This window comes from Pedobacter deserti (genome assembly GCF_024436415.1).
Lineage (GTDB): Bacteria > Bacteroidota > Bacteroidia > Sphingobacteriales > Sphingobacteriaceae > Pedobacter > Pedobacter faecalis.
Genome location: NZ_JAFMZQ010000001.1, coordinates 2078752 through 2104683 on the forward strand (window position 1 = coordinate 2078752; position 25932 = coordinate 2104683).

At 45.4% G+C, this 25932-nt stretch carries 31 protein-coding genes; 14 read left to right on the top strand and 17 right to left on the bottom strand.

The window, feature by feature from the left end; translation table 11 throughout:
• Positions 1-107 precede the first annotated feature (107 nt).
• The gene (locus J3P40_RS09405; protein WP_256004887.1) at positions 108-2228 is read right to left on the bottom strand and encodes an ATP-binding protein; all 2121 of its coding nucleotides are present in this window, start codon (positions 2226-2228) and stop codon (positions 108-110) included.
• A gap of 135 nt (positions 2229-2363) precedes the next feature.
• On the opposite strand from J3P40_RS09405, the gene J3P40_RS09410 reads away from it, so the two are divergent.
• The 5 genes from J3P40_RS09410 (at position 2364) to J3P40_RS09430 (ending at position 5055) form a co-directional block, all read left to right on the top strand.
• On the top strand, positions 2364-2585 hold the full coding sequence (locus J3P40_RS09410) for a hypothetical protein (RefSeq protein ID WP_256004888.1): 222 nt from the start codon (positions 2364-2366) through the stop codon (positions 2583-2585).
• A 55-nt stretch (positions 2586-2640) separates the two neighbouring features.
• Positions 2641-3021, top strand: a complete 381-nt coding sequence (locus tag J3P40_RS09415) for a hypothetical protein (RefSeq protein ID WP_256004889.1) — start codon at positions 2641-2643, stop codon at positions 3019-3021.
• A gap of 85 nt (positions 3022-3106) precedes the next feature.
• The gene (locus tag J3P40_RS09420) at positions 3107-3943 is read left to right on the top strand and encodes an HAEPLYID family protein (RefSeq protein ID WP_256004890.1); all 837 of its coding nucleotides are present in this window, start codon (positions 3107-3109) and stop codon (positions 3941-3943) included.
• A gap of 97 nt (positions 3944-4040) precedes the next feature.
• Entirely contained in the window at positions 4041-4538 is a 498-nt protein-coding gene (locus J3P40_RS09425) for an RNA polymerase sigma factor (RefSeq protein ID WP_256004891.1), read from the top strand.
• Entirely contained in the window at positions 4513-5055 is a 543-nt protein-coding gene (locus J3P40_RS09430) for a hypothetical protein (protein ID WP_256004892.1), read from the top strand. Before J3P40_RS09425 ends, J3P40_RS09430 begins: the two co-directional genes overlap by 26 nt.
• 202 nt (positions 5056-5257) lie before the next feature.
• Here the strand turns inward: J3P40_RS09430 and J3P40_RS09435 are convergent, their stop codons facing one another.
• Positions 5258-6544 carry a hypothetical protein gene (locus tag J3P40_RS09435; protein ID WP_256004893.1) on the bottom strand — a complete coding sequence of 429 codons (1287 nt, stop codon included), beginning with the start codon at positions 6542-6544 and terminating at the stop codon, positions 5258-5260.
• A gap of 36 nt (positions 6545-6580) precedes the next feature.
• Positions 6581-6958 carry an iron chaperone gene (locus tag J3P40_RS09440; protein WP_256004894.1) on the bottom strand — a complete coding sequence of 126 codons (378 nt, stop codon included), beginning with the start codon at positions 6956-6958 and terminating at the stop codon, positions 6581-6583.
• A gap of 76 nt (positions 6959-7034) precedes the next feature.
• Here J3P40_RS09440 and J3P40_RS09445 point away from each other — a divergent pair, with 76 nt between their 5' ends.
• On the top strand, positions 7035-8276 hold the full coding sequence (locus tag J3P40_RS09445; RefSeq protein WP_256004895.1) for a DegT/DnrJ/EryC1/StrS family aminotransferase: 1242 nt from the start codon (positions 7035-7037) through the stop codon (positions 8274-8276).
• On the opposite strand, the gene J3P40_RS09450 is transcribed toward J3P40_RS09445, so the two are convergent.
• From J3P40_RS09450 to J3P40_RS09465, 4 genes are all read right to left on the bottom strand, one after another.
• The gene (locus J3P40_RS09450; protein ID WP_256004896.1) at positions 8273-8785 is read right to left on the bottom strand and encodes a thioredoxin family protein; all 513 of its coding nucleotides are present in this window, start codon (positions 8783-8785) and stop codon (positions 8273-8275) included. The genes J3P40_RS09445 and J3P40_RS09450 overlap by 4 nt on opposite strands.
• Positions 8786-8814: 29 nt before the next feature.
• The gene (locus J3P40_RS09455) at positions 8815-9501 is read right to left on the bottom strand and encodes a DUF6266 family protein (protein WP_256004897.1); all 687 of its coding nucleotides are present in this window, start codon (positions 9499-9501) and stop codon (positions 8815-8817) included.
• A gap of 41 nt (positions 9502-9542) precedes the next feature.
• A complete protein-coding gene (locus J3P40_RS09460) occupies positions 9543-10196 on the bottom strand; it encodes a DUF6266 family protein (protein ID WP_256004898.1) in 654 nt (217 codons plus the stop codon).
• 362 nt (positions 10197-10558) lie between these two features.
• The gene (locus J3P40_RS09465; RefSeq protein WP_256004899.1) at positions 10559-12238 is read right to left on the bottom strand and encodes a serine hydrolase domain-containing protein; all 1680 of its coding nucleotides are present in this window, start codon (positions 12236-12238) and stop codon (positions 10559-10561) included.
• 149 nt (positions 12239-12387) lie between these two features.
• Here J3P40_RS09465 and J3P40_RS09470 point away from each other — a divergent pair, with 149 nt between their 5' ends.
• Positions 12388-12810 (top strand): hypothetical protein, encoded by a 423-nt coding sequence (locus tag J3P40_RS09470; RefSeq protein WP_256004900.1) that lies wholly within the window; start codon positions 12388-12390, stop codon positions 12808-12810.
• A 61-nt stretch (positions 12811-12871) separates the two neighbouring features.
• Here the strand turns inward: J3P40_RS09470 and J3P40_RS09475 are convergent, their stop codons facing one another.
• A complete protein-coding gene (locus tag J3P40_RS09475) occupies positions 12872-13264 on the bottom strand; it encodes a hypothetical protein (RefSeq protein ID WP_256004901.1) in 393 nt (130 codons plus the stop codon).
• Positions 13261-13728 (bottom strand): hypothetical protein, encoded by a 468-nt coding sequence (locus J3P40_RS09480; RefSeq protein WP_256004902.1) that lies wholly within the window; start codon positions 13726-13728, stop codon positions 13261-13263. Before J3P40_RS09480 ends, J3P40_RS09475 begins: the two co-directional genes overlap by 4 nt.
• Positions 13729-13866: 138 nt before the next feature.
• Between J3P40_RS09480 and J3P40_RS09485 the strand changes: the two genes are divergently transcribed.
• The 3 genes from J3P40_RS09485 to J3P40_RS09495 are packed head-to-tail and all read left to right on the top strand — an operon-like array spanning position 13867 to position 15312.
• Positions 13867-13998 carry a hypothetical protein gene (locus J3P40_RS09485; protein WP_256004903.1) on the top strand — a complete coding sequence of 44 codons (132 nt, stop codon included), beginning with the start codon at positions 13867-13869 and terminating at the stop codon, positions 13996-13998.
• A gap of 10 nt (positions 13999-14008) precedes the next feature.
• A complete protein-coding gene (locus J3P40_RS09490) occupies positions 14009-14341 on the top strand; it encodes an iron chaperone (protein ID WP_256004904.1) in 333 nt (110 codons plus the stop codon).
• 11 nt (positions 14342-14352) lie between these two features.
• Positions 14353-15312 (top strand): glycoside hydrolase family 43 protein, encoded by a 960-nt coding sequence (locus J3P40_RS09495; RefSeq protein WP_256004905.1) that lies wholly within the window; start codon positions 14353-14355, stop codon positions 15310-15312.
• A 161-nt stretch (positions 15313-15473) separates the two neighbouring features.
• Here J3P40_RS09495 and sucC read toward each other — a convergent pair whose 3' ends face one another.
• The 5 genes from sucC to J3P40_RS09520 all read right to left on the bottom strand — a co-directional run bounded on the left by sucC (position 15474) and on the right by J3P40_RS09520 (position 19656).
• Complete coding sequence (sucC, locus tag J3P40_RS09500; RefSeq protein WP_256004906.1) at positions 15474-16664, bottom strand: ADP-forming succinate--CoA ligase subunit beta; 1191 nt, start codon at positions 16662-16664, stop codon at positions 15474-15476.
• 70 nt (positions 16665-16734) lie between these two features.
• Positions 16735-18351 carry a DUF4153 domain-containing protein gene (locus J3P40_RS09505; protein WP_256004907.1) on the bottom strand — a complete coding sequence of 539 codons (1617 nt, stop codon included), beginning with the start codon at positions 18349-18351 and terminating at the stop codon, positions 16735-16737.
• Between the two features lie 9 nt (positions 18352-18360).
• Positions 18361-18675: a hypothetical protein gene (locus J3P40_RS09510; protein WP_256004908.1), complete on the bottom strand. Its 315-nt coding sequence runs from the start codon at positions 18673-18675 to the stop codon at positions 18361-18363.
• A gap of 38 nt (positions 18676-18713) precedes the next feature.
• Positions 18714-19010 (bottom strand): winged helix-turn-helix domain-containing protein, encoded by a 297-nt coding sequence (locus J3P40_RS09515; RefSeq protein ID WP_256004910.1) that lies wholly within the window; start codon positions 19008-19010, stop codon positions 18714-18716.
• A gap of 10 nt (positions 19011-19020) precedes the next feature.
• Complete coding sequence (locus J3P40_RS09520) at positions 19021-19656, bottom strand: hypothetical protein (RefSeq protein WP_256004911.1); 636 nt, start codon at positions 19654-19656, stop codon at positions 19021-19023.
• Positions 19657-19755: 99 nt separating this feature from the next.
• Here J3P40_RS09520 and J3P40_RS09525 point away from each other — a divergent pair, with 99 nt between their 5' ends.
• From J3P40_RS09525 to J3P40_RS09540, 4 genes are read left to right on the top strand one after another with little or no spacing between them, the layout of a single operon-like run.
• Positions 19756-20406, top strand: a complete 651-nt coding sequence (locus J3P40_RS09525; RefSeq protein ID WP_256004912.1) for an ABC transporter ATP-binding protein — start codon at positions 19756-19758, stop codon at positions 20404-20406.
• Complete coding sequence (locus J3P40_RS09530) at positions 20403-20705, top strand: ATP-grasp domain-containing protein (RefSeq protein WP_256004913.1); 303 nt, start codon at positions 20403-20405, stop codon at positions 20703-20705. The genes J3P40_RS09525 and J3P40_RS09530 overlap by 4 nt, the downstream gene beginning before the upstream one ends.
• Positions 20706-20714: 9 nt before the next feature.
• Positions 20715-21332, top strand: a complete 618-nt coding sequence (locus J3P40_RS09535) for an HAD family hydrolase (RefSeq protein WP_256004914.1) — start codon at positions 20715-20717, stop codon at positions 21330-21332.
• Positions 21333-21391: 59 nt separating this feature from the next.
• The gene (locus tag J3P40_RS09540) at positions 21392-23035 is read left to right on the top strand and encodes a S41 family peptidase (RefSeq protein WP_256004915.1); all 1644 of its coding nucleotides are present in this window, start codon (positions 21392-21394) and stop codon (positions 23033-23035) included.
• 10 nt (positions 23036-23045) lie between these two features.
• On the opposite strand, the gene J3P40_RS09545 is transcribed toward J3P40_RS09540, so the two are convergent.
• The 3 genes from J3P40_RS09545 to J3P40_RS09555 all read right to left on the bottom strand — a co-directional run bounded on the left by J3P40_RS09545 (position 23046) and on the right by J3P40_RS09555 (position 25931).
• On the bottom strand, positions 23046-23972 hold the full coding sequence (locus tag J3P40_RS09545) for a M28 family peptidase (protein WP_256004916.1): 927 nt from the start codon (positions 23970-23972) through the stop codon (positions 23046-23048).
• A gap of 79 nt (positions 23973-24051) precedes the next feature.
• Positions 24052-24912 (bottom strand): sigma-70 family RNA polymerase sigma factor, encoded by an 861-nt coding sequence (locus J3P40_RS09550; protein ID WP_008242129.1) that lies wholly within the window; start codon positions 24910-24912, stop codon positions 24052-24054.
• 179 nt (positions 24913-25091) lie between these two features.
• Complete coding sequence (locus tag J3P40_RS09555; RefSeq protein WP_256004917.1) at positions 25092-25931, bottom strand: MBL fold metallo-hydrolase; 840 nt, start codon at positions 25929-25931, stop codon at positions 25092-25094.
• Position 25932 lies beyond the last annotated feature (1 nt).

The window sequence follows — 25932 nt, forward strand, 5'->3', positions numbered from 1 at the left end:
GTTAATGTCGAAAAGTCCCTATATTTGTAATGCTCGTTTAATTTATATTTGGTTAGAGAGGCCTACAATTGGATAGTTGTAGGCCTCTTCTTTTTTTTAAACGATCATTAAATAGAATCAGCCGTAAAGTCGTCGATGCCTGTGGGTAGCTCTATATAAAAGGTAGTGCCTTTTCCAGGAATTGTGTCGAACCATATCTTACCGTTGTGAGCAAGTACAATTTGTCTCGATATAGCCAAGCCCAGTCCGAATGTTTCTTCTCCAGCGGTGCCTCTTCGGCTGGCCTCGGCTGGAGCGCTGAATATTTTATCCCTCAGTTCTTCCGGGATACCGATGCCGTTGTCAGCAACCGTAATAAGCGCTTGTTCCCCTGACTTCGTTAGATTTACCCTAATTTCAGAGTTCTCCGGACTAAATTTGATGGCATTGCCAATCAGGTTTGTCATTACCCTCCATAGCTTCTCCGCATTCACCTGTGCCCGAATATCTATCCCCTCAAAAGTTAAGGTTTGCTGTTTCTGAGCTGCTTTGCTTCTGAGCTGATCTGTACAGAAACGTAATATCTCGTGCAGATTTTCAGCTTGCTTTTGCAGCTTGCCATTCTCGTTTTTAGGCTGCAGTATGTCGTCAACAAGCGCGAGACAATCGGAGGCCGACTTTTTCATCATTTCGATAAGCTCGATGTCTTCCGCATTTGGACAATCTTTGTGCATGATCAATGAGCAGCCCATAAATATAGCTCCGATCGGACTTCGTAAATCGTGCGCAACGACGCGGGTCAGCCGTGTGTTTTCCTCCTGACTCTGTCTTAAGAGTCTCAAAGTATTGCTGAGCTGACCGTTTTGCTGGGTGACCTTTTTATTTAGTATTCTTAGTTCTTTCAAGTGATTGCGGGTACGCCTTAGGTTAAACCACATTACAAGCAGGAAGGCGATAGTTATGATAGAAAAGACTATAGCGGCCGCCAGATAAGAGGTTTTGATCTGACTGTTCTTTTCCGCCAGTTCAAGCTGATGAGCCTGTTCAGCCTCCCTGAAAGTCGCATCCATATCTATGCTACGCATTTTTTTCTCGGCGTTCCAAGCCGAATCCCTCAGGGCGGCCGACTCAGTCATGTAAGCTAGTGCCTTCTGCAGATTACCCGCTTTTTGGTAATATTCCGCTTTGAGCTTCACCACATTTCGGTACCTCACCTGCTGTTGATGATTGCTGCCTTGCTCTCTGGCCAGGTCGCCTTCGATACTCTCAATCCATTGTCGTGCAGCGTCGAGTTTCGATTGTTTGATGTATAAAACAGCGAGTTTGGTCTTGGCCGTGGTCGCATCCTCTCTTGCATAGCCCTCGCGATCGTTCAATGCTATGCTTCTTTTCAGATATTTTTCGGCTTCTGCTGTTTTTCCTATCAGGGCATACTGACCGCCAAGATTTCCGCAAAACACCCCAACTGCCGATTCGATATAGGCCTTTCTGTCGGGATATTTAGGCTGCTCACGCTCTATGTACTCAAGACCGATACGGTAATATATGAGGGCGCTATCTGCCTTTCCGGCCTGTTCGTAGCTAAAAGCGATATTATTATATATCGACTGTGGAAGCATGAAAGAGGTTTCGAAAGTAGATGAGGAATCCTGGCAGTGGCTCAGTTCTGCCTGCGCCTGTTTAAAATAGCTCACCGCCTTAAGGAAATCCTGCTGGGCGTATCTGATTAAACCCAGTCTGTTTGTGAAACTGCCAAGGTCACAAGTATCCAGGTTCTGAAGGGCGTATTGCCTGCCCTCATAGTACTTATAAAAAGCTTCATTATAGTGATTTTGCGCACGCAAAACATCGCCTCTGCTAAACATGCTGTGGGCATACTCATTTTTGTGGTCATCTTCCAGTCCTTTCAGGACCCGAAACATACTGTCGACGTATAAATTGGCTTTCTGGGCACTGAACTTATAGTTTATGTAAAAATAGCAAAGATGTCGATAACGTTTCCAGTTGTCGATACGCCCGGCATTGTTAAATTTGGCATAACTTGAATCTAAATACCTGAGGGAACGATCTATTTCTCCTGCATTTATCAGGTCATCGGCCCGCTGTATAAGGCTGTCTGCCCGCTTAGGGTCATTTATACGCTGGTTCTCGCTGTTACTCTGGCAAGAAGCCAGGCACATCAGCCCCAGGCTTACTAAAAAGTAACATAAAGTAAGCGTACGCGTACGACGGGACTTTTCATGAGGCATACCATTAGAGTTAATCCATGTTTCCGTTACAATATAAACAAATATTCCATTTAAGCCTAATGGGCTATATGGCCGGGACTAGTCCCGGCAAACCTTTTTAAGGACGTACTTGTTGTAAAAGCAAACCTGAAAGTTATGGGATTCATCAAACATGCGCTTATCGGCATAGCCATTTACGAAGCCGTAAAATACTGTATAAGGAATGAACATATGTTCCGTAGCGGAACCTCGTTTGACGACTTAGGGGTAGCCGCCGATCCGAACGTTTCTTTAACCGGAAACGCCCCGCTCACAGCTCCCGACGACCCCTGGAAAAATTCACTGGCTAGCGACGACCTTCGTGCTCCCGATTCGTAAGGCGGGCATATAGGAATTCGCAAGACAGCATATAGATTTACTATCTTTGCTGCCAATGTTTAGGTATCTGGCAAGCTTCCATTTCGTTCGTTTCATCAGCTATATGTTGCTGCTGCAAATGATCAATTTGTCCATTAGCCCGGCCCGCCATCTGGCCGTTGTTAATGGTCAGCCCACCTACATGGAAGATCTTAGCGTAAACCGGATTGAGAGTATCTATGAATTGGTTTCCGAGTTCTTATTCCAAAAATCAGTTCCGGAAACCCAGGACCAGGGCGATGATGGTATCCTGAAATTCATGTGGATAGCACCGAGCCTGGAACTGCAAACGGCTCAAAAAATAGCCTGGCAGGAAATCGCAGATCCCGACTTTCATTATCTGGAGGTGATGACTGATTGCCTGCCGGGCGAAATCTCTCCTCCGCCAGAGTGTTAATACGATCTCACAATCAACAGCTGTAGCACTCCATAGCTGCTACTGCTTTTCAACAAACGTATTTTAACACTTTAAAACCTGATTAATGAAAATTATATCTGGCTTTCTCATGGCTGTTGCCATGGTGACAGCGAATTCTTTTTATATACACGCTCAAAACTCAAATGCCCCAGGTAAAACCACCGACAGTCTGCCCGCCAAAGTAGAGCACGCCGAGCCTTTGTATGTCGACCTGATCCGCGATCTGGGCGCCCGCAAGGGAGAACGGGAATGGAACATAGGCATGGGGCTAACCGACAACAACAAGTTTGACGCCTACACTGCGCTTGTAGAATATGAGTTTGCGCCCGTCAACCGCCTGGGCTTCGAGGTAGAATTGCCCTTTACCTTTTATTACAGGAACCAGCGGAATACAAACCCTGATTCAATCCCCGGAAACCGTTTAAACAGCCTCAAACTCGCTACCCAGTATTCCTTCTTTGTATCGCCTGCATGGCAAACCTCGATGGCTGTGGGCTATATGCATGAATTCGAATTGTCGCCCTTTCGTGACTACCGGCACGGTGCATTTCTAGGCCATCTATACAGTCCGTTCTTCATTGTTGCAAAGCGATGGGGGAGCAGCTTCCATTCGCTCATATACACGGGCCCGAACATTTCGCATCACCGCGGACACCGTCGGGAGATGAGCTGGCAGCACAATACCAGCGTCCATTACATGATCCGCGGCAGCAGAAATTTCATTGGCCTGGAAATGAATAAGGAATTCCGTGACTCCGATTTTGACATGACGATCAGACCACAGCTCAGGGTTGCCATAGCTGAAAATCTCATGATCGGAATCGTGACCGGGATACCCGTAAACCGCGAAAATGAACGGTTTAGCTCATTTCTGAGGATCATTTACGAGCCCGGGCATTAGCGTATAGCCATAAAAACCGGTCGACCAATGTAAGAAATGCACAAGCATTGCAACTTATTGAATAAACTAATAAAATGGTATATATTCAATAACGGTAATGGATGAACAATCATTTCTAAAGATGCTGCACGAGCATCAAGGCATTATACACAAGGTCTGCCGTTTGTACAAAGAAAGCGCGGAAGATCGGGAAGATCTGTTTCAGGAGATCACGTATCAACTATGGAAGGCCTGTCCTGGCTATAGGTCTGAATCAAAAGTAAGCACATGGATGTACCGGGTGGCACTCAATACAGCGCTAGCCTCTTTTAGGAAAAGGCGCCCGGACATTCGATACGAAACAGATCTTCCCGACTTACCTGCTGCTGAACGCAGCGAGGAACAACTTTACCGGCAAGAGCGGCTGTTCATACTTCTTAAACAACTCAGCGAAGGCGAGCGCGCTATCGTGGCCCTGTATCTGGACGAGATGAGTCACAAGGAAATCGCTGAAGTCATCGGTACTACAGAAAATAACATCGCAGTAAAATTAAACAGAATCAAAAATAAACTTCAAAAACTACAGCAACATGGAACTGGAACAACTAAAATCTGAATGGAAAGCCACCAATAATGTTGAAAAAGGCCTCGCCGATCTGCAGGGCATGCTTTTAGAAAACAAACATCCGGTATTGAAACAAATACGCAAGCAACTTACCATCGAAGTTGTGGGCTGGACAGCCTTCGTGAGCTGTTACTACACCATGTTCGACGGTGAACAGAAGCCCATCGGCGTCAATATCACTCTGATCATAGCGGTTTTGGCCTCACTGATGCATAATATCGTTGGCTATGATCTGTCGAAAAATCTCATGAAGGGAACAACCATCTCTGAATCCCTGCAAAACTATCTGCGCAAACTTCAGAGATACGCCATCAATTCCGTAGTACTGCGGGTTATTTTCACTTCAGGGTTACTGCTGTTCTTTTCATACAACATCGAGTTCGACACAACAAAATATTACCTGCTTGGGATTTTAATCCTTCTGATCGCCGTACAGCTTCTCTTTCATATACGGACCTGGTCGAAGCAGATCAGCTCTGTTAAAAAGAGCATCGGTGACTTGAGCTAAGGCTTAACCGTTTGAACCTGAATTGTCTAGCGGATTTACTCACTTTGTAAGACTGTAAATCCGCCTTCAAGGAATTATCCATATTTCTTGGACAAGCAATCCGATTTCACGAATTTCTTCCAGGCAGCAGAGCGCATTTCTATTTCCTCTTTTGACACATTGGAAAAAGTGATGACGTTTTATCATAAATCCACGAGGAGTACTAGAAAGCGAAAATGTTTGCTTTGTGTGACTCGAAATAGTCGTTGTCCTGAAAGCGAACAAAGCCCCATTGTGTCTCGACTGCTGCACGCGCAGATTCTTCATTACCTTTGAAATAATACTTAATTATTATAGAACCTACATCTAATTTATGCAGCAGCACGGCGATACAGTCTTGGTACTCAGTTCTATATAAGTCATCTTCGGCATGCTTGAAGTTGAATATATAGCCATCGTCTGCGGAGACTTCTTGCAACAAAGCCTTAGACAGTTTTCTAGGCGTACCTGCCGAAAGCGCGAGATATTTCTTGAAGTCTTCATTAGCCAAGGCCCATTTTTTTCGGCTATCTGCATCATTGGCAAGTTCACTGTACTCAGCTTTCCCGTCCCCTTGTACGGGATTACGTTGCTTGCTCTTCTTGTTAAAGTAAGGCCATTTGTCGTTTGTCGGATATTGGATGCTTATAATCAAATCCCCTTGTCTCACAGCATAGGCTTCCCTGTTAAAATAAAATAGATTGCCATACACAGACCCTCTATTCCAAATATTTGTCAGCGAATCCATGTTTTGTGATAATTCTATGTTTCCATAATGATCAGCAGCAAGCCTGTTTCTATTTAGTTTCATTTGACGATCCGGGGAAAACTTCAGCATTGTCCAGGTCTTTTCCATCACATCCTTTTGATGTTTGCTACTGGTGTCTGTAAACATATATATGAAATTATAATTACTTCGGAACGCTTTTGAAATATTGATTCTTTTGAAATCTTTGTATTTGGATGCGTCTGATACGCCTTCGCAGGCGCACTCAAATTCAGCTGCGCCATCCGCATTGATCTCTCGGAGCTTGTTGGAACTATAATATTTTATCCGGTTATCTTTCTCATTTGCATATTTCTGCGCGTCCAGTTGGAAGCTACGGTTATCATCCAACCAGTAGGGGTGTAAGATTCCCTTCATTTCCTTATAGCCCATTTCCTGTATCAGAATAATGACGGATTTGTCTTGATTGATAAGGTAGTAGTCACCAGACTCTGTAATTTTTTTACCCGCCGCATTTAAGCATTTTAACTCAATATCTTCTTTGTCATCATCAATAATGACAAGCTTGAAGTCCTTGGGTTTGGTGAAAATAAGCCCCTCTTCTCTTAGGAAGTCCTTGAAGTAAGACTGTCCGTTAGCCGTTAAGGAGAAAAATAGTAATAAGGAAAAGATGCAGAATGTTTGAAGCCATATCAATGATAATTTTTCCAGCGGTTTGCGCGGTATTACTGATAAAGTGCTCATAAATACATATTTAATGACTGCTAAAACTCGGATTAGTTATTTATCCCGCAATACAATTCCTTCATTCTCCATCTTTCTAAACGCGACGAGCCTCTCGATAAAATCTAAAGGCAGCGGTTCCGTATTCGGCAATTGTATAGCGGATTTACTCACTTTGTAGGGCCGTAAATCCGCTTTAAAATGACTTAGCAATTCAGCACTGAAAGGGTAGGACAAAGAGATGTGCTTCGCATACGCAGAATAGTAAATCAGGTAACCTTTATACTTAAAACAGGGAATCTGATAGCTGATGACTTCCTCCGCTTCCGGACATACCTCATGTATGATTTCCCGGATCTGCTGCATTCTGTCCTGGATCTCTGCAGGAAAGGTAATCTGGTACTCGTCGATGGTTTTATAGTTTGTCTTTGCCATTACTTTGGTTTTAGCGCTCGGAAATTATATCCAATATACCAATTTAATGTGATAGCAATGAGTATTTTAGCCAATCATGATCCCAAGAGGTAAGTTAGATATCGGTTACAAAGATTTAATCAGAGGCCTTTGGTATTACTGGAGCAGCCAGCCTGCGAGGGTCAATGCGCCCTTAACTGAGGGGTCTGACTTTCTATGCCTCTCTGTCCGCACTGGCTTCGACTTGGTCCTTTCTGCACTTAACCTTCCCGCTGGCGCCGAAATCCTGGTCACAAATGTCAATATACCCGGAATGTTCGATATCATTTCTGCGCACAAGCTGAAGCCGGTGGGTTTGGCTGTCGACCGTGCAACATTAGGTCTGTCAGCAGCTCAGATCCGGGAGGCCATCACCACCGAAACCAGAGCAATACTGATTACCCATCTGTTTGGCGCTATTATGGATATAGACGAGATCGTTTCAGTGGCCCGGGCAAAGGAGCTACTCGTTATAGAAGACTGCGCCCAGGCTTACGCTGGCAACTTTTACGCCGGTCATGATTATTCAGACGTTGTCATGTTCAGTTTCGGACTGATCAAAACCCACACCGCAGTAAAAGGAGCTGTTATAAAAGTCAGGCGACCTGCTTTATTACAACAATTGGTCCGCCTGCATGCACAATATCCCGTAGCAAGTCAACGGGAATATGCAGTGAGGCTTATTAAGGCTTTCTTTATGAAGATACTAGTCAGCAGATTTTTGTTTACCATCCTGTACAAGCTAGTCACGGCCACCGGGCGCGATATCGATCAGGTATTAGGTGGCCTTACCAGAGGGTTTCCGGGAAAAAACTTCCTTAGCCAGATCCGCTATCAGCCTTGCTTGCCAAATTTGAAGTTGCTGTGGTATAGGATGAACCGGTTTAACGACCGTGAGATTACTCTTCGCGTAGATTTGGCCAAAGATCTATTAGCCGACCTGCCGGAAAGGTACAAAGTAGGGGGGATGAACGGGCGGCACACCCACTGGGTGATGCCCGTAGCAACCGATAAACCAGTCACATTAATAAAACTTTTGCGACAACACGGTTTCGACGCAACGCAAAAGGCTTCAAGTCTGATTACTTGGCAGCCGGAAATACGCATGACTTTATCGCCGGATATACGGATAGCTTCACAGCAGGATATCACCGAAGGGGATAAGTCGCTTATTCTCGAAAACCTTGTATATCTTCCCGCGTACCCAGCCATGAGCAAGAAAAAACGCGTTGAACTTAACCAGCTGTTGCGTAGCTTTTACGCTGTAGGACTTAGGGGCGGTCGCTTTGAAATTTCTTAGTAACTATTATTTTCAGGCTTAATCGCCGCAGAGGTCCATCCCTTCAGAAAATCCATTACCTTTTTCACACTGTGGCCCTTGCCTTCTTCCAGGTAAGCAGAGTTTTGTATGTGAAGCAATTTGCCTTCGCCATCAAGTATCACAAATACAGGAAATCCAAACCTGCCGGGATAACCCAGACTTTTAAGCACTTCAGCATTTTTATTTTCCTGGCTATAGTTGACCAGAACCGTTTCATAGTTGGCGGTCAGGTAGTTTTTGACCTCCGGCGTTTGCTCCACCATGTTATGAAAAGCGATGCACCACACACACCAGTTGCCGCCTACCTGTATAAAAACATGCTTGTCGCCCTTGTTCGCCCGGGCCACTGCCGCATCTATATCTGCCCGTGCGTTTGCCTTCGGATTATATAAGTTTACCGCACTTGCTTTAGCATCTTTGGTTTCCTGCGCGCGGACTATCCCCGTTAGCGTGATAAAGGCAAGCAGGAGCAGAAGGTTTCTTTTCATAACACTTTAGTTTTACGCAATTTAAGAAATTATTCCTGATTACCTTCAGCTACAGGCTCCAGCCAACCCGCATACTTGCTGTTGCCGGTAATTTTTTCATCAGCCGAAGTAAAACTAATATAGCAGTGAAGCAATCCGTTAAACGAATGCGGTACCTTAACCTCTAGTCCCAGCTGGTGCCTTTGAGCGGCATTGTGCTTTATAAGTACGCGCTTTGCCTGCGGAAAGTACACCAATACAGAAGCCAGATCGGTATGCTGACAGTACTGCGATTGCTGTCTTGCGGCCCAGCTAAAGGTTACTATATCGCCATCGCGCCTGATGCGCAGGCCATCCGGACTTGCAATGTCGCCACGGCTGTACACCAATGCCGGGTAATTCAGCTCGATCAGTCCAGGCAGGTGCTCCTTCATATCAGGCTGATAATCTTCCGAATAAAGAAAAGCCTTAGGATAATTGTAAGATACAGCAGCATTAACGGCGCTCATTTTTTTTGCAAACTTTTTAAAGCCAGGATCAGTAAGCATGCTAATACTGTTCAAAAAGCTGCTCAGCATACCAAGCTTTTCCTGCTCGTAAAGCTGTGCCGGTGTCAAGGGTTTTTTACTCTTTCGATATGCAGAAGTGATTACATCCTGCCCCATATGCTTGCGGCCGCTCACCGGGCCTGTTTTGTTTCGGAAGCCGCCGAGGATCCCTGAATCTATAATACCCATAACGATATGCTTAACATATTAATAATCTTATTGTTGCATTATCAGCCTTCCTGTTCATGCCCATTCAAACTGCCCAGGTATGCGCTGTCTGCTACCTGCGACCGGTCGGCCGAGATAAATGAGATATAAACCTCCATATAAGCCTCCCTAAGGTTCTCCGGTAAGGGAAGCACAGCGGTTCCAGACTGGCGTAGTGCACCAAAAGGCATATTGATCTGCTGTTCTTCTTCCGGGAAATAAGCCAGCAACATGGCTTGTTCCGTAGCCTCCGAATAAGGCATCATCGGGTCGGTTTCCCAGTTGAACAGCAGTCCATCCCCCTCAACCTTCACAGAGGCATTCGCCGCAGGCTTCAACGGTCCCTGGCTGAGCATCAACCTGGAGTAATCGATCTGATAGTCGGGATACTCGCCTTTCAGGATATGGTGAAAATTTGCTTTACTGGCAAGATTAAAAGCGTTTTGCTTTGTTCCGCGGGTCAATCCCTGAAAGCCAATATTGATAAAATCTTTGAAGGTCTTTAAAAAAGTATTGACTACCTTTAATTTACGCCTATGCTGTTTCTGATCTTCGGTAGGAGGCTTGGTACTCCGTCCAATGTTGCGCGCGACAGGCTGGCCGTTTAACATATAGTATACGATGTTGCCGACCTTACCCTGATGATGGCCGAGTGGGCCGTTTGGTGCTGTAGCCATAGTTTACATTTTGATTGATGGTGACGTAGTTTGATTCTAATTTACTATAACATTTAGAATCGTCTGGTTATAGAAGTGTATAATTACATAATTTTTACAATATAAGCAGATAATAAGTGGATAATTAAGAATATGTTTCGATATCCTTGACATATCGTTACCATATCTATTGGATATACCAACGATATATCAAGGATATGTCAAGGATATACCAACGATATACCAACCCCCTATTTATTATCCAATTATTATCTAAGTATTATCAAGTTATATGCTACTTGGTAGTATACATGTTCCAGCCATGAGTGATCTGCAAATAGTCGATTTAGTGTTCTGATAAAGCTGTGCAGTTGGCCTGATAGTTACTGCAAAACTTTGTTGAACCTGAGATGCATAATGCGGCCATCATTGACTTCAAACCCTATAACCTGATCTTTTGCATTGCGCAGGATTTTTATGTGACCAAACCACCACGCACTGCTGCGAAGGTGATCGCGTCCGGTAAAATTAAGAGGGATGTCGTCATATTTGCTGTGGCTGAGCACTAATCCATCTCCTTTTTGTACGATATTGTATTTACAATCAAGTTCCGGGCAATGATAGGTGCCGGTGTAGGTTTTTAGTTGCTTAGCATCCGGGGCTTTCAAGGTATATTTTTTGAATACCATACCGCCTGGCCATATTTCCCGAAGCAGCGTGTCGCCTGTTTTGGTCGTGCTGAAAACAAATTTCAATTGAGGATTTGAGGCTACAATGAATGTGTCTTGGCTGGTTTGGATCAGCAACTCTTTTCTATTTTGCCGCTGGCCGAAAAGTTTTTGGTTACTGATGTTGAATTTATACTGGGCGCCGTCGTCCGACAGGTAATCGCCCAGAAACGGCTTAAGGCTGCTTAGGTTTTGCAACACAGCTTTGCTGGAGTCTATAGTCTTGGAAACCGCGTTGGCTGCAGCGGGCGGCTCTTTAATAAAGAGATCGGCCATTTGGTTGACTGTGCTCATGTCAAAGTTGCCCAAGTTACTGAATACAATAAAACCCATTTTCTTGTCGGGAAATACATTGACTACAGTCCGGTAACCTGCGTCTCCGCCGTTGTGGTTATAAAGCTTTTGCCCTCTGTATAAAGTATTTACAATGCCTAGCGCGTAGTGGTCTTCCCTGCCGTCGTTTAATTTGCCTTTTGTAACCATAGTTTCAATGTCTTGCAATGTTCCCGACTTGGGTTGGTAGAAGTTGCTCACCCATTTGGCCATGTCATTTACATTGGTGAAAAGGCTGGTGGCACCGGCGTTGGAATAAGACAGGATGCTATTCCCATAGCCATGCTGGTCTTTTGGGTAATAGGAATAAGACCGGTTCTTTACGATTTCGGTATAGTCGTCGTGAAAGTGTGTCTGCCGCATGCCTAGCGGCTTAAAGATGGCTGAGTCGGTGAATTGCCGCAACGTCTGTCCGGTGACTGCCTTTACGATTTCAGCCATCATGGTGTATCCGCTGTTGGAGTAGCTAAAGCGTTCGCCTGGCTTAAAGTTGAGTGCTTGTTGCTTGCTCAATATTTTCACAATGTGCTCTTGAGTGATCACATCGTCTATCCTGGTGCCGGAGATGGCCAGGAGCTGCCACTGATCGCGGATGCCACTGGTATGGTGCAGCAGGTGGCGGATGCTGATCTTGTGCCCCAGATCTGGAAACCAGGGGAGGTATTTGCGGATATCATCATCCAGTTGCAGCTTGCCCTGCCTCGCGAGCAGAATCATAGCGTAAGCTGTAAACTGTTTAGATACCGAGGCCATGTGGTAGATGGTTTCCGGTGAGTTGGGGATGTTATATTCCAGATTTGCCATGCCGTAGCCCTTCGCAAAGATGAGCGAATCGTTCCTGACAATGCCAACTACGCAGCCCGGGCTGTTGGGCTTGTCCCATCTGGAAAAGATGCCGTCTATTTTCGTGCTTAGTTCGCCAGAAAGCGTGTTGGTGTTTTGTGCCAGCAAGAGCTGAGGCACGAAAAGGATTGATAAAAAAATGTAGCGTTTTAGGATCATTTTTATGGTTTGTAAGTGGTTAGCTATGAGACCGATAATTTAACGATTTGTTTCAGCTGCCGGAAAATTTTCTATATTCGTGTATCTAAATATCAAACATGCTCAGCTCTAGATTTATTAGCCACACAGGTCTACTCTGCCTAATCTGCATGCTCACTGCATGCTCAGTCCATTATGAAGTCGCGGAAAACAAACTCACTTACCAGAAGGATATCCAGGTCGACATCTTGAAAGTCCAATCGAGCGACGGCCAGTCTGCCTGGGGAAACCGTATGCTGGTTCCGCCAAAGGGGCATACTTTTGTGAACATGTGGTTACTGCTTACCAATAATACGAATTCCGAAGAGGTAGTAGATCTAACCAAAATTTACTTGCTGAACGCCGATACGAAAATGAAGTACCCTGTTGCAAAGATTTATCAGGCTACATTGGTGGTTATTGGCGCGGGGGCTAACTTAAAGCTAAGTCCAGGTGAGCAGACAAAAAGGGTGCTGATGTTCAGTTATCCCAAGAAGCAGCGGCCGGAGTTGCTTGAAATGAACGGAACGATGTACAAGATTGCGTATAAATAGAGCCTCTTTCTAAGTCAGAATACAGATTTCGACCGAGTTTTTATGGGATTAACATATAATTCTAGATGCAAGATTTTTTAATGACTTTCATTGTGTCATTACATGTCTTGGCTTTAGCGTTCGAAACATGATAGTCATTGTATCTTGAATTCATGCAGGCATCCATAAGGAATCTATACTGCCTGTTTATTCCCGGTATTCTTGATTTCACCAAGTTAGCTTTTAAGCCATGTTTGCTGTTATGGTTGTTCTGTTCATTGTGTTCATAATCACAATATTCCTCAAAGGTCCCGTGATCAATTCCATCAACTTTACAAGGAAATATCTTATGCTCAACAAAATGTATGCAGGCATAAAACGCTGTGGTCACTACCCAATCATTGTACCTTCCGTTTTCATGGGAAAGCAAAAAGTCACTTAAAGATTCGTTGTGTTCGCCATGTTCCAGCCTCATCTGGTTTTCAGCTTTAAAATAAAACCGTCCGAGTGAAGATTCTTCTCGTTTACATTTTCTGAATAGTCCAGGAAGGAAAATGTTACGGCATAGGTGCTACTGCAAGATTTTTCTTCTATGTCGCTTACGAAATCGTAAGTACTAAGGAAATCACTGCTTAGAAAATCCTCTTCTTTGACAGGAATAAGCACTTTCAAGACGTTCCATTGCAGGATTTTAAGGTAGGCGGATGACCTGGAGAACTTCTTTGCATTCAGGTAATCTAAAATTTGGTATGTTTGTTTTGCGCACTCATCGACATTTTTATTCAATGAGTCCAATAACGACTGTTGATAGGCTTTCAAACCCTCTTTTTTTCCTTTAAAATAAGCTGTGATAACTTCGTCGCTTGAGAAAACGTTATGAGAACTCTTATCAATGTTCCAATCCTCAGAAACCTTTACAATATCAGCAACATCTGCCATAGATTTATTAACCAATGTTTTTGTAGTACATTTAACGACAAATATAAACAAATGTTTATACTATAGTTCAAACGAAAATTATATTGTGTTAAATACAAAGGACTAGTCGCGGCCTACAGGCCAGCAGTGACTAAACTGATGTTTCCGCTTGGCCTGGCTTATTTGTATTTTGGCGTAATGGAGTATATTTACTTTTTCCCTTTCGCGGCGGTAACCAGTGGGCTTGCGGGGCTCGTCATTATCGGGGCGACCGTTTGGGCTAAAGAGTAGAAGTAAGTATATGAAACCAAAAGATTTTGAGACGTATCTGATTGGTCTGGACGAACCGGTGCAGTTGAGGCTCCGTGAGCTTCGGGAGGCTATTTTAGATGCCTTTCCTGAGGTTGAAGAAAGTATCCGGTACAATATGCCTGCGTTCGGGCTTCAGGGAGCGCATGTATATGTTGCTGGTTACAAAAAGCATATCGGTATGTATCCTTTCTATGATAAGGAGCTGGATGCTGAAGCTATGGCATACCGTGGAAAGAATACCAAGGATGCATTGCACTTTCCACACCATAAACCTTTGCCCTTAGCATTGATTTTAGGGCTCGTTGAGCGCAAATTTTCTTAGCTTTAGCTGATATGAAATGTTCTAAAGTTCTGGCTGGCTTTTTAGTCGGCGCGCTCAGTTTTACATCGCTGGAGAGTGTTGCCCAGCAACCTTCTGTATTCCTGGCCGATCCTACAGTTTTTGCCGATAAAGGCAAGTATTTTTTGTATGGAACAAGCAGCCCCATGGGCTTTCGCGCTTATGAGTCGGCCGATTTGATTTCATGGAAAGCCATTGAGCGGCCTGACGGCCTGGCGCTTAAAAAAGGCGATGCCTTCGGCGATGGCGGTTTCTGGGCGCCGCAGATATTTAAGCATAAAGGTAATTATTATATGGCCTACACGGCCGATGAGCAAATTGCCATCGCCAAAGCTGCTAGTCCCGCCGGACCGTTTAAGCAGACCCACCCGGTCGCCCTGAGCGGATCGGGCAAGCAAATTGATCCGTTCGTGTTCTTCGACGGCGGTAAGGTGTACTTGTATCATGTTAAATTACAAGAGGGCAACCGGATTTTTGTGGTGGAAATGAAGAAGGATTTATCGGACATTATTCCCGGCACGGAAAAAGAATGTATAGCCAGCACTGCTGAGTGGGAGAATACTGCGGGTTCTGACTGGCCTGTGGCGGAGGGGCCGACTGTGTTCAAGCATAAGGGACTGTACTATCTGATCTATTCTTCGAATGATTTCCGTAACAAGGATTATGCGGTAGGCTATGCTACGGCAACTTCTCCAACCGGACCATGGAAGAAGTATGAGGGCAATCCGATTATCAGCAGGAAGACTGTCGGATATAATGGCTCAGGGCACGGTGATGTATTTGCGGACAAAGAAGGTAAACTGCGATATGTGTTGCATACCCACCGGTCGGACACCCGGGTTTCGCCACGGGCAACGGCGGTTATCGATATTGCCTTTAAGCCCGGACAAGGTGGGGTAGATGTACTCGAAGCGGATCCGGCAACCTTTAAATGGTTGCAGGTTCAGCGATAATTCTGGCTGCAGCTCCAGCAATAATTATGGCTGCAGTTGCACCATAATCAAGTAGCCATAAGTTCAAATAAAACGCATATGTTAGCAGACAAAAAAAGGGATACCGTTCTGGATATCCCTTTTTTTATTGAATCTGATGCTCGATCAGTCCGTTTTTCTTACTAAGCCAGCACTTTAGTTACCAGGTCTGCCGCATCTTTCAGTGCGATAGCTGAGTAAACCTTTAATCCTGACTCGTCGATCAGTTTTTTAGCCTCTTCTGCGTTTGTACCTTGCAGGCGGCAGATGATTGGAACAGGAACGTTACCGATCTCTTTATAGGCATCAATAACACCTTGTGCTACACGGTCGCAACGAACAATACCACCGAAGATGTTGATCAGGATAGCTTTTACGTTAGGGTCTTTCAAAATGATGTTGAAAGCTGCTTTTACCGTTTGTGCATTTGCGGTACCGCCCACGTCAAGGAAGTTTGCAGGCTCACCACCAGCGATCTTGATGATATCCATCGTCGCCATAGCCAAACCAGCACCGTTTACCATACAACCTACGTTTCCGTCAAGTTTCACATAGTTCAGGTTAGACTCGCTTGCTTCAACTTCGGTAGGATCTTCTTCCGTTTTGTCGCGCATTGCTGCATAATCAGCATGGCGGAACAGGGCGTTTTCGTCAAGATTTACCTTAGCATCTACGGCGATGATCTTGTCATCGGATGTTTTCAATACAGGGTTGATCTCGAACATCGCCGAATCGGTATTGTCGTACGCCTTATACAAAGCACTTACAAACTTTACCATTTCTTTGAAGGCTGCACCGCTTAGCCCAAGGTTGAAGGCAATTTTACGTGCCTGGAAACCTTGCAGGCCCACTTTCGGGTCAACCGCTTCTTTAAATATCAGGTGAGGGGTTTTTTCAGCAACCTCTTCAATGTCCATACCACCTTCGGTAGAGTACATGATGATGTTGTGCCCGTTTGCACGGTCTAGCAGTACGCTCATGTAAAACTCCTTTGTTTCTGAAGGACCTGGGTAATAAACATCCTGCGCAATAAGTACTTTATTAACTTTCTTGCCTTCCGGACCAGTTTGCGGGGTTACGAGCTGCATGCCGATAATAGCACCTGCTCTCTCCTTCACCTCGTCAAGGTTTTTGGCTAATTTAACGCCACCGCCTTTACCACGTCCGCCTGCATGGATCTGTGCTTTTACCACAACCCAGTCGGAATTAAAGTCGGTTTTCATTTTTTTAGCAGCTTCTACAGCTTGTTCTACCGTGTCGGCAACGATGCCTTCCTGCACGGCTACTCCAAAACTCTTAAGTATTTCTTTACCTTGATATTCGTGAATATTCATTCTGAAAAAATTTGTCCAAATCTACAATTTCCCAGTCTTTATACCAAGAAACCGCATTGTATTGTTACGACTATTTTTTGGCTGTTTTGAAATATTCCCAGGTTTTTTGATCTGCATAATTGTAGGATTGCCAGCTTTGTTTGGCATAGCGTTTCTGAAACGCTGTTATTCTGTTGCGAAGGTTTTCCTCTAATGCAGACTTTAACCGGGGTACCCTTTTTGTAATCGCCCGGCTGTGACCGCCGCCGTATGGAGGTTCAATAACTATCTCGTCATACACGGGTTCGTATTTCCTGAGTATTTCTTTGTGCGCCCAAAGCAGGGGCAGGGTTTTGTCGGACATAGACTGCAGGTGATCGAGGTCTAGTTGGATGCTGTTTCTGTTGGCAATGTTGTATTGCACAATGAGCACATCCCAGTTTACAAAGCTGAAGGTGAGTAACAGGCAATACCAGATCAGCGTGTTGACCCTGAGCAGGTAAAAGATGGTTTTCCTGGCCGCGACCTTGATGTAGACCGTGACTAGTCCGGCGCTGCATAAGAGCAGGAATACGATGACGCCGATCCTCTTATAGGTGAGGCCCATTGCGGCAATGTAGTTGAGATCCCTGACGAGCACGGAAAGCACGAGAAAGGCGTTTTGTGCCATCCATATATAGGCTAAAATACGGATGGTCCGGTTGCGGCTGTAGAAGTTCAGGTTGCCATTGAAGAAGTAGATGATGACCAGCATGGCCAGGATAATGCTTGCGATGAGGGCGTTGGTACCATCGTGCAATTCAGCCGAGAGGTTGGCCCCGGCCGGGTTTGCAAAGGCGTTGCGCCATACAGTGTTGAGGTCGACCACATTAAAGCTCAGCAACAGGAGGTTGAGCATAATAAAGCATGCGATGGCGATCGTGCTTTCCGTCTTGAGCGCCATCTTTTTGTTGATGAAAGTTCCGGCGAGGATCTCAAGCATTTCCTGACCTATATTGGTCGATTCCCGGTTACGCTTTTTGCGTTGCAGTTGGTCTGTGCAGGCCAGCTCTGCCCGTTCGAGCGCCTTGTCGCGAAAGCCGATGAAAACGGCGCCGGTAAACATGATGCCCAGCATCAGATGCAGGAACCTCAGGAAGCTTAAATCGGCAAACAGGAAGTCGAATACACCAGCGAAAACGATGCTGAATGCGTTGCCAATCTGGTCGAGGTACCGCGCGAAAGTCGCGCTGGCATTGCCATACAGCAGGGTGAATAGCAGGAGCAGGAAAAGCGGTATGGTGACAATGGCTAAGGGGCGTAAGACGGGCTGAAAGGATACTGAACCGAAATGCGCGCTGATCAGCCCGCGGATGATATTGACCGGTGTGCTGAAAAACTGGAGTAAGGCGCCGCCTACGGCAGTGAATATACTTCTGATCGCCTGGAAATGTGTGTATCCGGTAAATACCGCCAGACTGATATACCACGTAACGATGGTAAGATCGGTATGCAGCGTGACGGCCAGGATGGCCGATATAAGGTGCGCAGCACCGGCTAGCAGCATTTTTTTGGTTTTCTCCATGCTGCGGTCTAAAGCTATGAAGGTTAACAGGAACACACTGTAGACCAACAGGTTTAACGCCTGATATTCCATCCAAAACAGGTAACTGAACAGGATGCCGCCGCCAAGCGTGGCTAAGAGCCGGGTATCGATTTTCTTTTCCATATAGTTTAATTAGATTTTGATGATGTGAACGACGAATAACAGGTATGCGATGGCGACCGGGATGTTGCAGAGTAGTACGCCGGCAAGCTGGAGAATCTGCCAGTACCGATGCGGGTAGGTGATCATCGCGATCAATAGGGTGAGCAGTAAAATGCCGTTGGCGGCGACTGCGATCAGGGTAAAGATGCCTCCGGCCACCATGAGGAGAGCGTGTCTGGTAAGGACAAGGCTTAGGAAGATGGCCGTTCCAACGATAAAGGAAAAGGCAGCCAGTATAGCCGAAAGCCGGGTTAGCTGTTTAATAGTTCTGTCTTCTTTATTCATAAAGTGCTTTGTATTTCAAAGTATATAGTTAAAAAAAATTAAACGCCTTTAATCATTTTCTCGAGCGCATCCAGATGCGCCTTGAACGCCTGTCGCCCCAAATCGCTCACCTCGTATGTGGTATTTGTTTTCTTGCCTACAAAGGTTTTATATATTTTGATGTATTCAGCCTGTTCAAGCGTATTGAGATGGGAGGCCAGGTTTCCATCGGTAAGCTCCAGCAGCTGTTTCAAATCATTAAAACTCACCCTGTCGTTGACCATCAGGACAGACATCACGCCGAGTCGGATCCGGCTGTCGAATACTTTGTTTAAGTCTACTATCGGGTTTTTCATAAGATTAATGTTATGCGTTGCTCCGGTCGTACTTAAAGTACATGATTCCGCCGTAGAGGATATGAAGCACGCCAAAACCCACTGCCCAGAAATAAAGACCATAACCGATATAAAACATAGAGATAAGGCCCAGCATGATTTCACAGAAGCCGAGAAAACGAATGTCTGAGTAGGTATACTTGCTTGCGTTGATGAGGGCGAGTCCGTAGAAAATGAGGCAGGAGGGCGCTACAAGTCCGAATGTGTTGGGATGCGCAATAAGCATCGCCAGAATGAAGATGCCTCCGGCGGCAAGCGGAATGGCCAGATTGAGCAGCAGATTCTTCGCTGTTTTGTCCCAAAAGGGGAGGCCTTTCTTCCTGCTTTGACGGAAGGAAAGCATCAATCCGCCAACAATAGCGGTAAATAAAACAAGAACCGCTATTCTAAGAAGATTATATTCAATGTCGATGTCGGAATCCGTACCGTATCCATAATTGCCCGCGGCATAGTGCTGAAGTTCCCGGTAAGCCATATAGGCACCTGCCAGGGCAGTGACGCCGGCAAAAACACCCGATAAGCCGCTTAAGGAAATGAAACGGGATGAACGATCCATTATCTTCCGGATGTCGTTTAGCGCATTAAGTTGCTCTTCCTGCTTGTTCATGGTTAAAGTACTTTGTGTTTCAAAGTTAGTCAATTGCATGTTTATACCAAATAATTTTAAGATTATTTTTTATGCCGCCGTTATAGTAAGTTTGCACTTATGCTAAAGGCTACAGGGATCAGAAAAGCGTACGGGAATCTTAATATACTCAAGGGGGTAGACCTGGAGGTAGGCCGGGGAGAAATCGTGAGCATCATCGGTGCTTCCGGCGCCGGAAAAAGTACTTTGCTGCATATACTTGGAACGCTCGATAAGCCTGATGAGGGTACGGTATTGCTGAATGGCACGGAGGTGAACAAGCTTTCGGGTGAGCTGCTCAGTGTTTTCCGCAACCGGAATATCGGTTTTATATTTCAGTTCCATCATTTGCTTCCGGAGTTTACCGCACTTGAAAATATCTGCATACCGGCCTTTATTGCTAAAACGCCTCGCAAACAGGCCGAAGCACGGGCTTTTGAATTGCTGGAGTTGCTCGGTTTAACTGACCGTGCACATCATAAACCCAATCAGCTCTCTGGCGGGGAGCAGCAGCGGGTAGCGGTAGCGCGTGCACTGATCAACAACCCGGCTATCGTCATGGCGGATGAGCCTTCGGGTAACCTCGATTCGGAAAATGCTGCGTCTTTACATCGCTTTTTTGTGACGCTACGCGATAGTTTCCGGCAGACGTTTGTGATTGTGACGCATAATGAGGATTTGGCCAAGATCAGCGATAGGGTGGTGACAATGAAAGATGGTCTGATTATATGAAAGTGATGATTACCGGCGGCAAAACGTCAGCTGCGCTTAAGATGTTGAAGCGGTTCGATGTGGCTGAAATTGTGCTGGCCGACTATGGTGAGGTTCCTGCATTCCCCTCAAAAGCGTATAGTTTTGTATCCCTTGGGGAACTGAATAAGGAGATCACGGCGCATGTTTTGCTCACCTGTTGCCTGGATCACCAGGTGAACGCCATTTTGCCGATGAATGATTTTGAACGCTCTGCGCTTTCAAAATCGACGGTTCTTTTTGAAGAGTTTGGCGTAGTGATACTTGAGGCCGAAGATTAATATCGATAGATGAGTACCTGGAGCGACTACCTGAATAGCAAATCTGCTTTCGTATTTGAACTCGACGATGTGCTGTATCCTGAAAAGGACTATTTGTTGCAGGTATACTATCTCTTTGCGCAGTTTATGGAATACGGCGAGCAGGTCAGCGCCTCGGAAATGGTCCCGTTCATGCAGCAGGTTTATCAGACGGAGGGCGCGGATGAGGTTTTCGGTAAGACTGCTGCACGGTTTGGTCTCCCGGAAAAATACCGGTTAAATTTCGAGCTACTGATGCATAGTGCCAAGCTACCGCTCAAGCTTCTTCTTTTTCAGGAAATATTGCAATTCCTGCAGACCGTTGTGGTGGAGCGGAAACACATTTTTCTGTTTACCAATGGCGATGCTTCTACGCAGCTCAATAAGATCAGGCAAGTGGAATGGCATGGCCTTGAGCAATATCTTAAAGTGTATTTTGCTGCGGAGTCGGAGCTAAAGCCGTCGCCCGCCGGACTTCTTCAGATCCTGGACGAGCATCAGCTCGATCGTGCGGATGTATTGCTGGTAGGCCGTAATGAGGCAGACCGGATCTGTGCGGAACAAGCTGGTGTTGATTTTTTGAATGTTGAGAAACTATTGTTAACTTAATAACGTTAATACCAACAGCTTAACTGTGCTCCCGGGCCACTATATAACCCAACAATTACATGAGAAAATATACCCTGCGCCATGTCATGTTACTTGGCTTTGTGCTGACAACCATTTTTACTGCCTGTAAGAAGGACAAAAACCGTCCGGAAGATCCAGTCGACGATGAAACGAATGTAAAGCAAACGCCTACTACCGACCGAAGGGCGTTGACCAACGACTCGCTGTTCCTGTATGCCAAACAGATCTATTACTGGAACACGACTTTGCCAGGTTATGATGCGTATGAGCCCAGAAAGTATACCTCGAAGGGCAATGATCTGGCAAATTATGATGACAATCTGCTCAATATAGCCAGAGCTGCCGAGGCACCTGAATATGTGGCCGCCGGCCCGTATCTTAAATATTCCTATATAGAAGATATCGCCACCAGGAACCCTAACGCTTTGGTAGCCAAGCCAAACAGCAGTGCGTCGGTAGACCTGGAAGGAAATGGTAATGATCTGGGCATCAGACCAATCATTTATACCACCAGTAATACAAATAATGAGTACCTGCTTTTCATCACCGCGGTTTACCCGGGCTCGGACGCCGATAAAAAAGGCATGGAACGGGGCTGGGCTATAAAAAAGATCAACGGACAAGCGATCGGTGCAAATTACCAGACTGAGGCATCCATTGTTGAAAACGGTATGAATGCCAGTACCGTGCGACTGGAAGGCATAAAGTATTTGGGTAGCGCGCAGGTGGGTACTTTTGACGTGACCATCAGTAAGACAGTATATAAAAGCAGCCCGGTTCTGACGAGCAGCGTGATCGACTTTGGCGGTAAAAAAATCGGCTATCTGGCCTACGCGCGTTTTTCTAATACCGCAAACTCTGTAGCCGCCCTCAATGAGGCTTTTAGTGAGTTCGCTTCTGCAGGGATATCGGGACTGGTGATCGACTTGCGTTATAATGGTGGCGGATATGTAAGCACAGCCGAGCATTTGGTCAACCTGATTGCGCCATCGACAGCCTCGGGTGTGATGTATAAGGAGTATTTTAACGAGACGCTTCGTAACGGTAAGGCAACCATCATGAAAAATCAGCCTATCCTGGATGATAATGAGAAGGTGCAGTACAGCAGCAACGGACGGATCATTAACTATTTCGATGATGTAGACTATTCTGTAGCAGAAAATACGAACTACTTCAGGAAGGCCGGAGAGGTCAAGAACGTTACCAATGTTGTGTTTCTAGTGACTGGTAATACGGCCTCAGCGAGTGAACTGGTGATTAACAGTCTGAAGCCGAAGATGAACGTTAAGCTGGTTGGCGAACGCACCTATGGCAAACCAATAGGTTTCTTCCCGATCCGACTGGAGAACAAGTATGACGTTTATTATTCCCTGTTTGAAACTAAAAATGCACTTGATCAGGGCGGTTATTTTGAGGGGATGGTTCCGGACTTTGAAGAAACGGCGACCTCTGCGCTTTTTGATGATCCGCGGTACGACTTTGGCGACAAAAACGAACCTTATCTGGCTACTGCCTTAAGCGTGTTTGGGTCATCCGCTGCCAGCAGTTCGAGATCATCTGCTTCTGTGATGTCGGTAAACGGAAAGCGCGTGTCGTTTAACAGTGATAATGAGATTAAACCTGTAAAAGGTCACAGCGAATTTGTAGGTATGATTGAGGACCGCGTGAGGAGAAAAAAATAGTTTGACGCTATCATTTCATCTTTAGCTTTTCTTTAAATCGCTTCTGGGCATCACGGTCCTGCTCGATATTGCTGATTATCTCACGGATGGCATTGACTGCGTTTGTAAAGAAACTCTGGTTGATGTTTCTGAATTCATCACTTTCTTTATGGTAGTCCTTATGATCTTCTACACCGAAATAAAGGAAAGGGATGTTTTTAGCGTTGAAAGCACCATGGTCGCTCTGATTGGTCCAGTCGTCATGTCCAAGTTTAGGATCGTCATGGCCCGGGATGACTTTAATGTCAGGGCTGCTGGTTATAATATACTTCTTTAGCTCAGGATACTTGAAGGTGCCGCATACATAGAGTTCAGCCTTGTCATTGTGACTGATCATATCCATGTTGACGTTCAATACAATTTTATCAAGACTTACCGGCGGTTTGGCTACGAAGGCCTTTGCGCCTTGCAGGCCGACCTCTTCCGCATCAAAGGCTGCGAAAATGAGCGTGTGAATAGGCTGATTTTTTGTGTAATATGCTGCGAATTCCAGTAGCGCAGCAACCCCTGAAGCATTGTCGTCGGCACCATTATATATCTCACCATTGATAACGCCTATATGGTCGTAATGTGCAGATATCACGATGGCATTGTCGGTTTTTCCAGGAATGTAGCCAAGGACGTTAATGCCGTTCTGCGTTGCCTGACCCTGGTTCTGGAAGGTAAATGGATGTGCATAATTTTGCGCGTAGGATTTAACGCCGAGCTCCTTAAAGCGGTCGGTAATGTATGTCCTCGCCATTTCGGCTCCCTTTGTTCCTGTCTTTCGCCCTTCATAACGATCTGATGAAAGTACTTCTACGTCTTTTAACAACTGGCTGGTCGATTGGGTATCGGGCTTTTTTACCGTGCTGCAGCTTAGGATTACGGAAAGGGGAAGGAGCAAAAAGGACTTCATATTTTTAGAATTTAGTACAAAATAGAAAAAGATTGAGCTTCCCTCAATCTTTTTCTATCTAAAAAGGTATGATAAATACTTAACCTAAGTAAGATTTCAATATTTTACTGCGTGAAGTGTGACGCAGACGCTGTAATGCTTTGTCTTTAATTTGACGAACGCGTTCCCTGGTCAGGTTAAACTTCTCACCAATCTCTTCAAGGGAAAGCGGATGGTTGGTGCTTAAACCAAAGAACAACACAATGATCTCTCTTTCGCGCTCTGTAAGTGTAGACAATGAACGCTTTATTTCTTCCGAAAGCGATTCATTGATCAGGCTGCTGTCTGTGTTTGGTTCGTGGTTTTCCAACACGTCGAGTAGGGTATTCTCTTCACCCTGCACAAAAGGCGCATCCATGGATACGTGCCGGCCTGAGTTACTTAGGGTGTCAGATATCTTGTCTACCGTTGTCTCAAGAATGTCTGCCAATTCTTCCGGGGATGGCTCGCGCTCATACTCCTGCTCCAGCTTTGAAAAGGCTTTGCTGATCTTGCTTAACGAACCCACCTGGTTTAGCGGTAAACGAACGATACGGCTTTGTTCTGCGATGGCCTGAAGGATGGATTGACGTATCCACCATACGGCGTAAGAAATGAACTTAAAACCCTTTGTCTCATCGAAGCGCTTTGCTGCTTTAATTAATCCCAGGTTTCCTTCATTTATTAAGTCGCCAAGGGTAAGTCCCTGGTTCTGATATTGTTTCGCTACCGAAACTACGAAGCGTAAGTTTGTTTTTGTTAAGCGTTCTAAAGCGGCCTGGTCGCCCTCCCGTATCTTTCTTGCTAGTATGACTTCTTCTTCTGCTGTAATTAAATCTACCTTACCAATCTCATGAAGGTATTTGTCGAGCGACTGACTTTCGCGATTGGTAATCGATTGCGTGATCTTGAGTTGTCTCATTTATGTTTTGGTACTCGTTATATTGTCGGAAACGTGCAAAAGTAAGGAATTTATGTCACTAATACATAAATTACTGAAAACGTTACACTTTACGTCTGTTATTTATACTATCTTTAGACAGCAAAAATTATTCCAAGAAAGCGCTTTGAGGCAGTTATGACATGTCTCTGAAAAGTTGTTTAAAGACTACTGAGCGGAAATGCATGCTGTAGTCTGATGCCTTTTTCTGTCTGCATCACCGTACAGCATTCATTCACAGGGTCATGTTCAAGATACAGGATATATTCCTGGCTCGCGGCTTCTTCCAAAAATGATTTTTTTTCTGTAAGCGTTCGAAGAGGGAACATATCATAAGACATGACATAGGGAAGGGGAATATGTCCTACAGATGGCAAAAGATCTGCCATGTATACAATTGTTTTGTTCTTGTATTGTATTTGGGGCAGCATCATAGCTTCTGTGTGGCCGTAGGCGAACCGCAGGCTTATACCTTCATGGAAGGCAAGCCCATCACGCTCGTCAACAAACTGCAGTTGTCCGCTCTCCTGTATTGGAAGGATGTTCTCTGTGAGGAATGAGGCTTTTTCTCTGGCATTTGGATGAACTGCCCAGTTCCAGTGTTTTCCGTTACTCCAGTATGTGGCGTTTTTGAAAGCGGGGAGGAGTTGGTCGCCATTGCGGACTATAGCGCCGCCGCAGTGATCAAAATGGAGATGCGTGAGGAACACATCTGTGATATCGTCTCTATGAAAGCCTTTTGCAGCAAGTGATTTGTCTAACGTGTCGTTTCCATGCAGATAGTAATGCCCCAGAAATTTGCTGTCTTGCTTGTTGCCAATGCCGGTGTCGATCAGGATCAGTCTCTCGCCATCTTCAATAAGCAGGCAGCGCATTGCCCAGGTGCACATGTTGTTATCATCTGCCGGGTTAGTGCGCTGCCAGATGGATTTCGGTACAACGCCAAACATTGCACCGCCATCCAATTTAAAAAATCCTGTCTCTATCGTATGCAGGTTCATC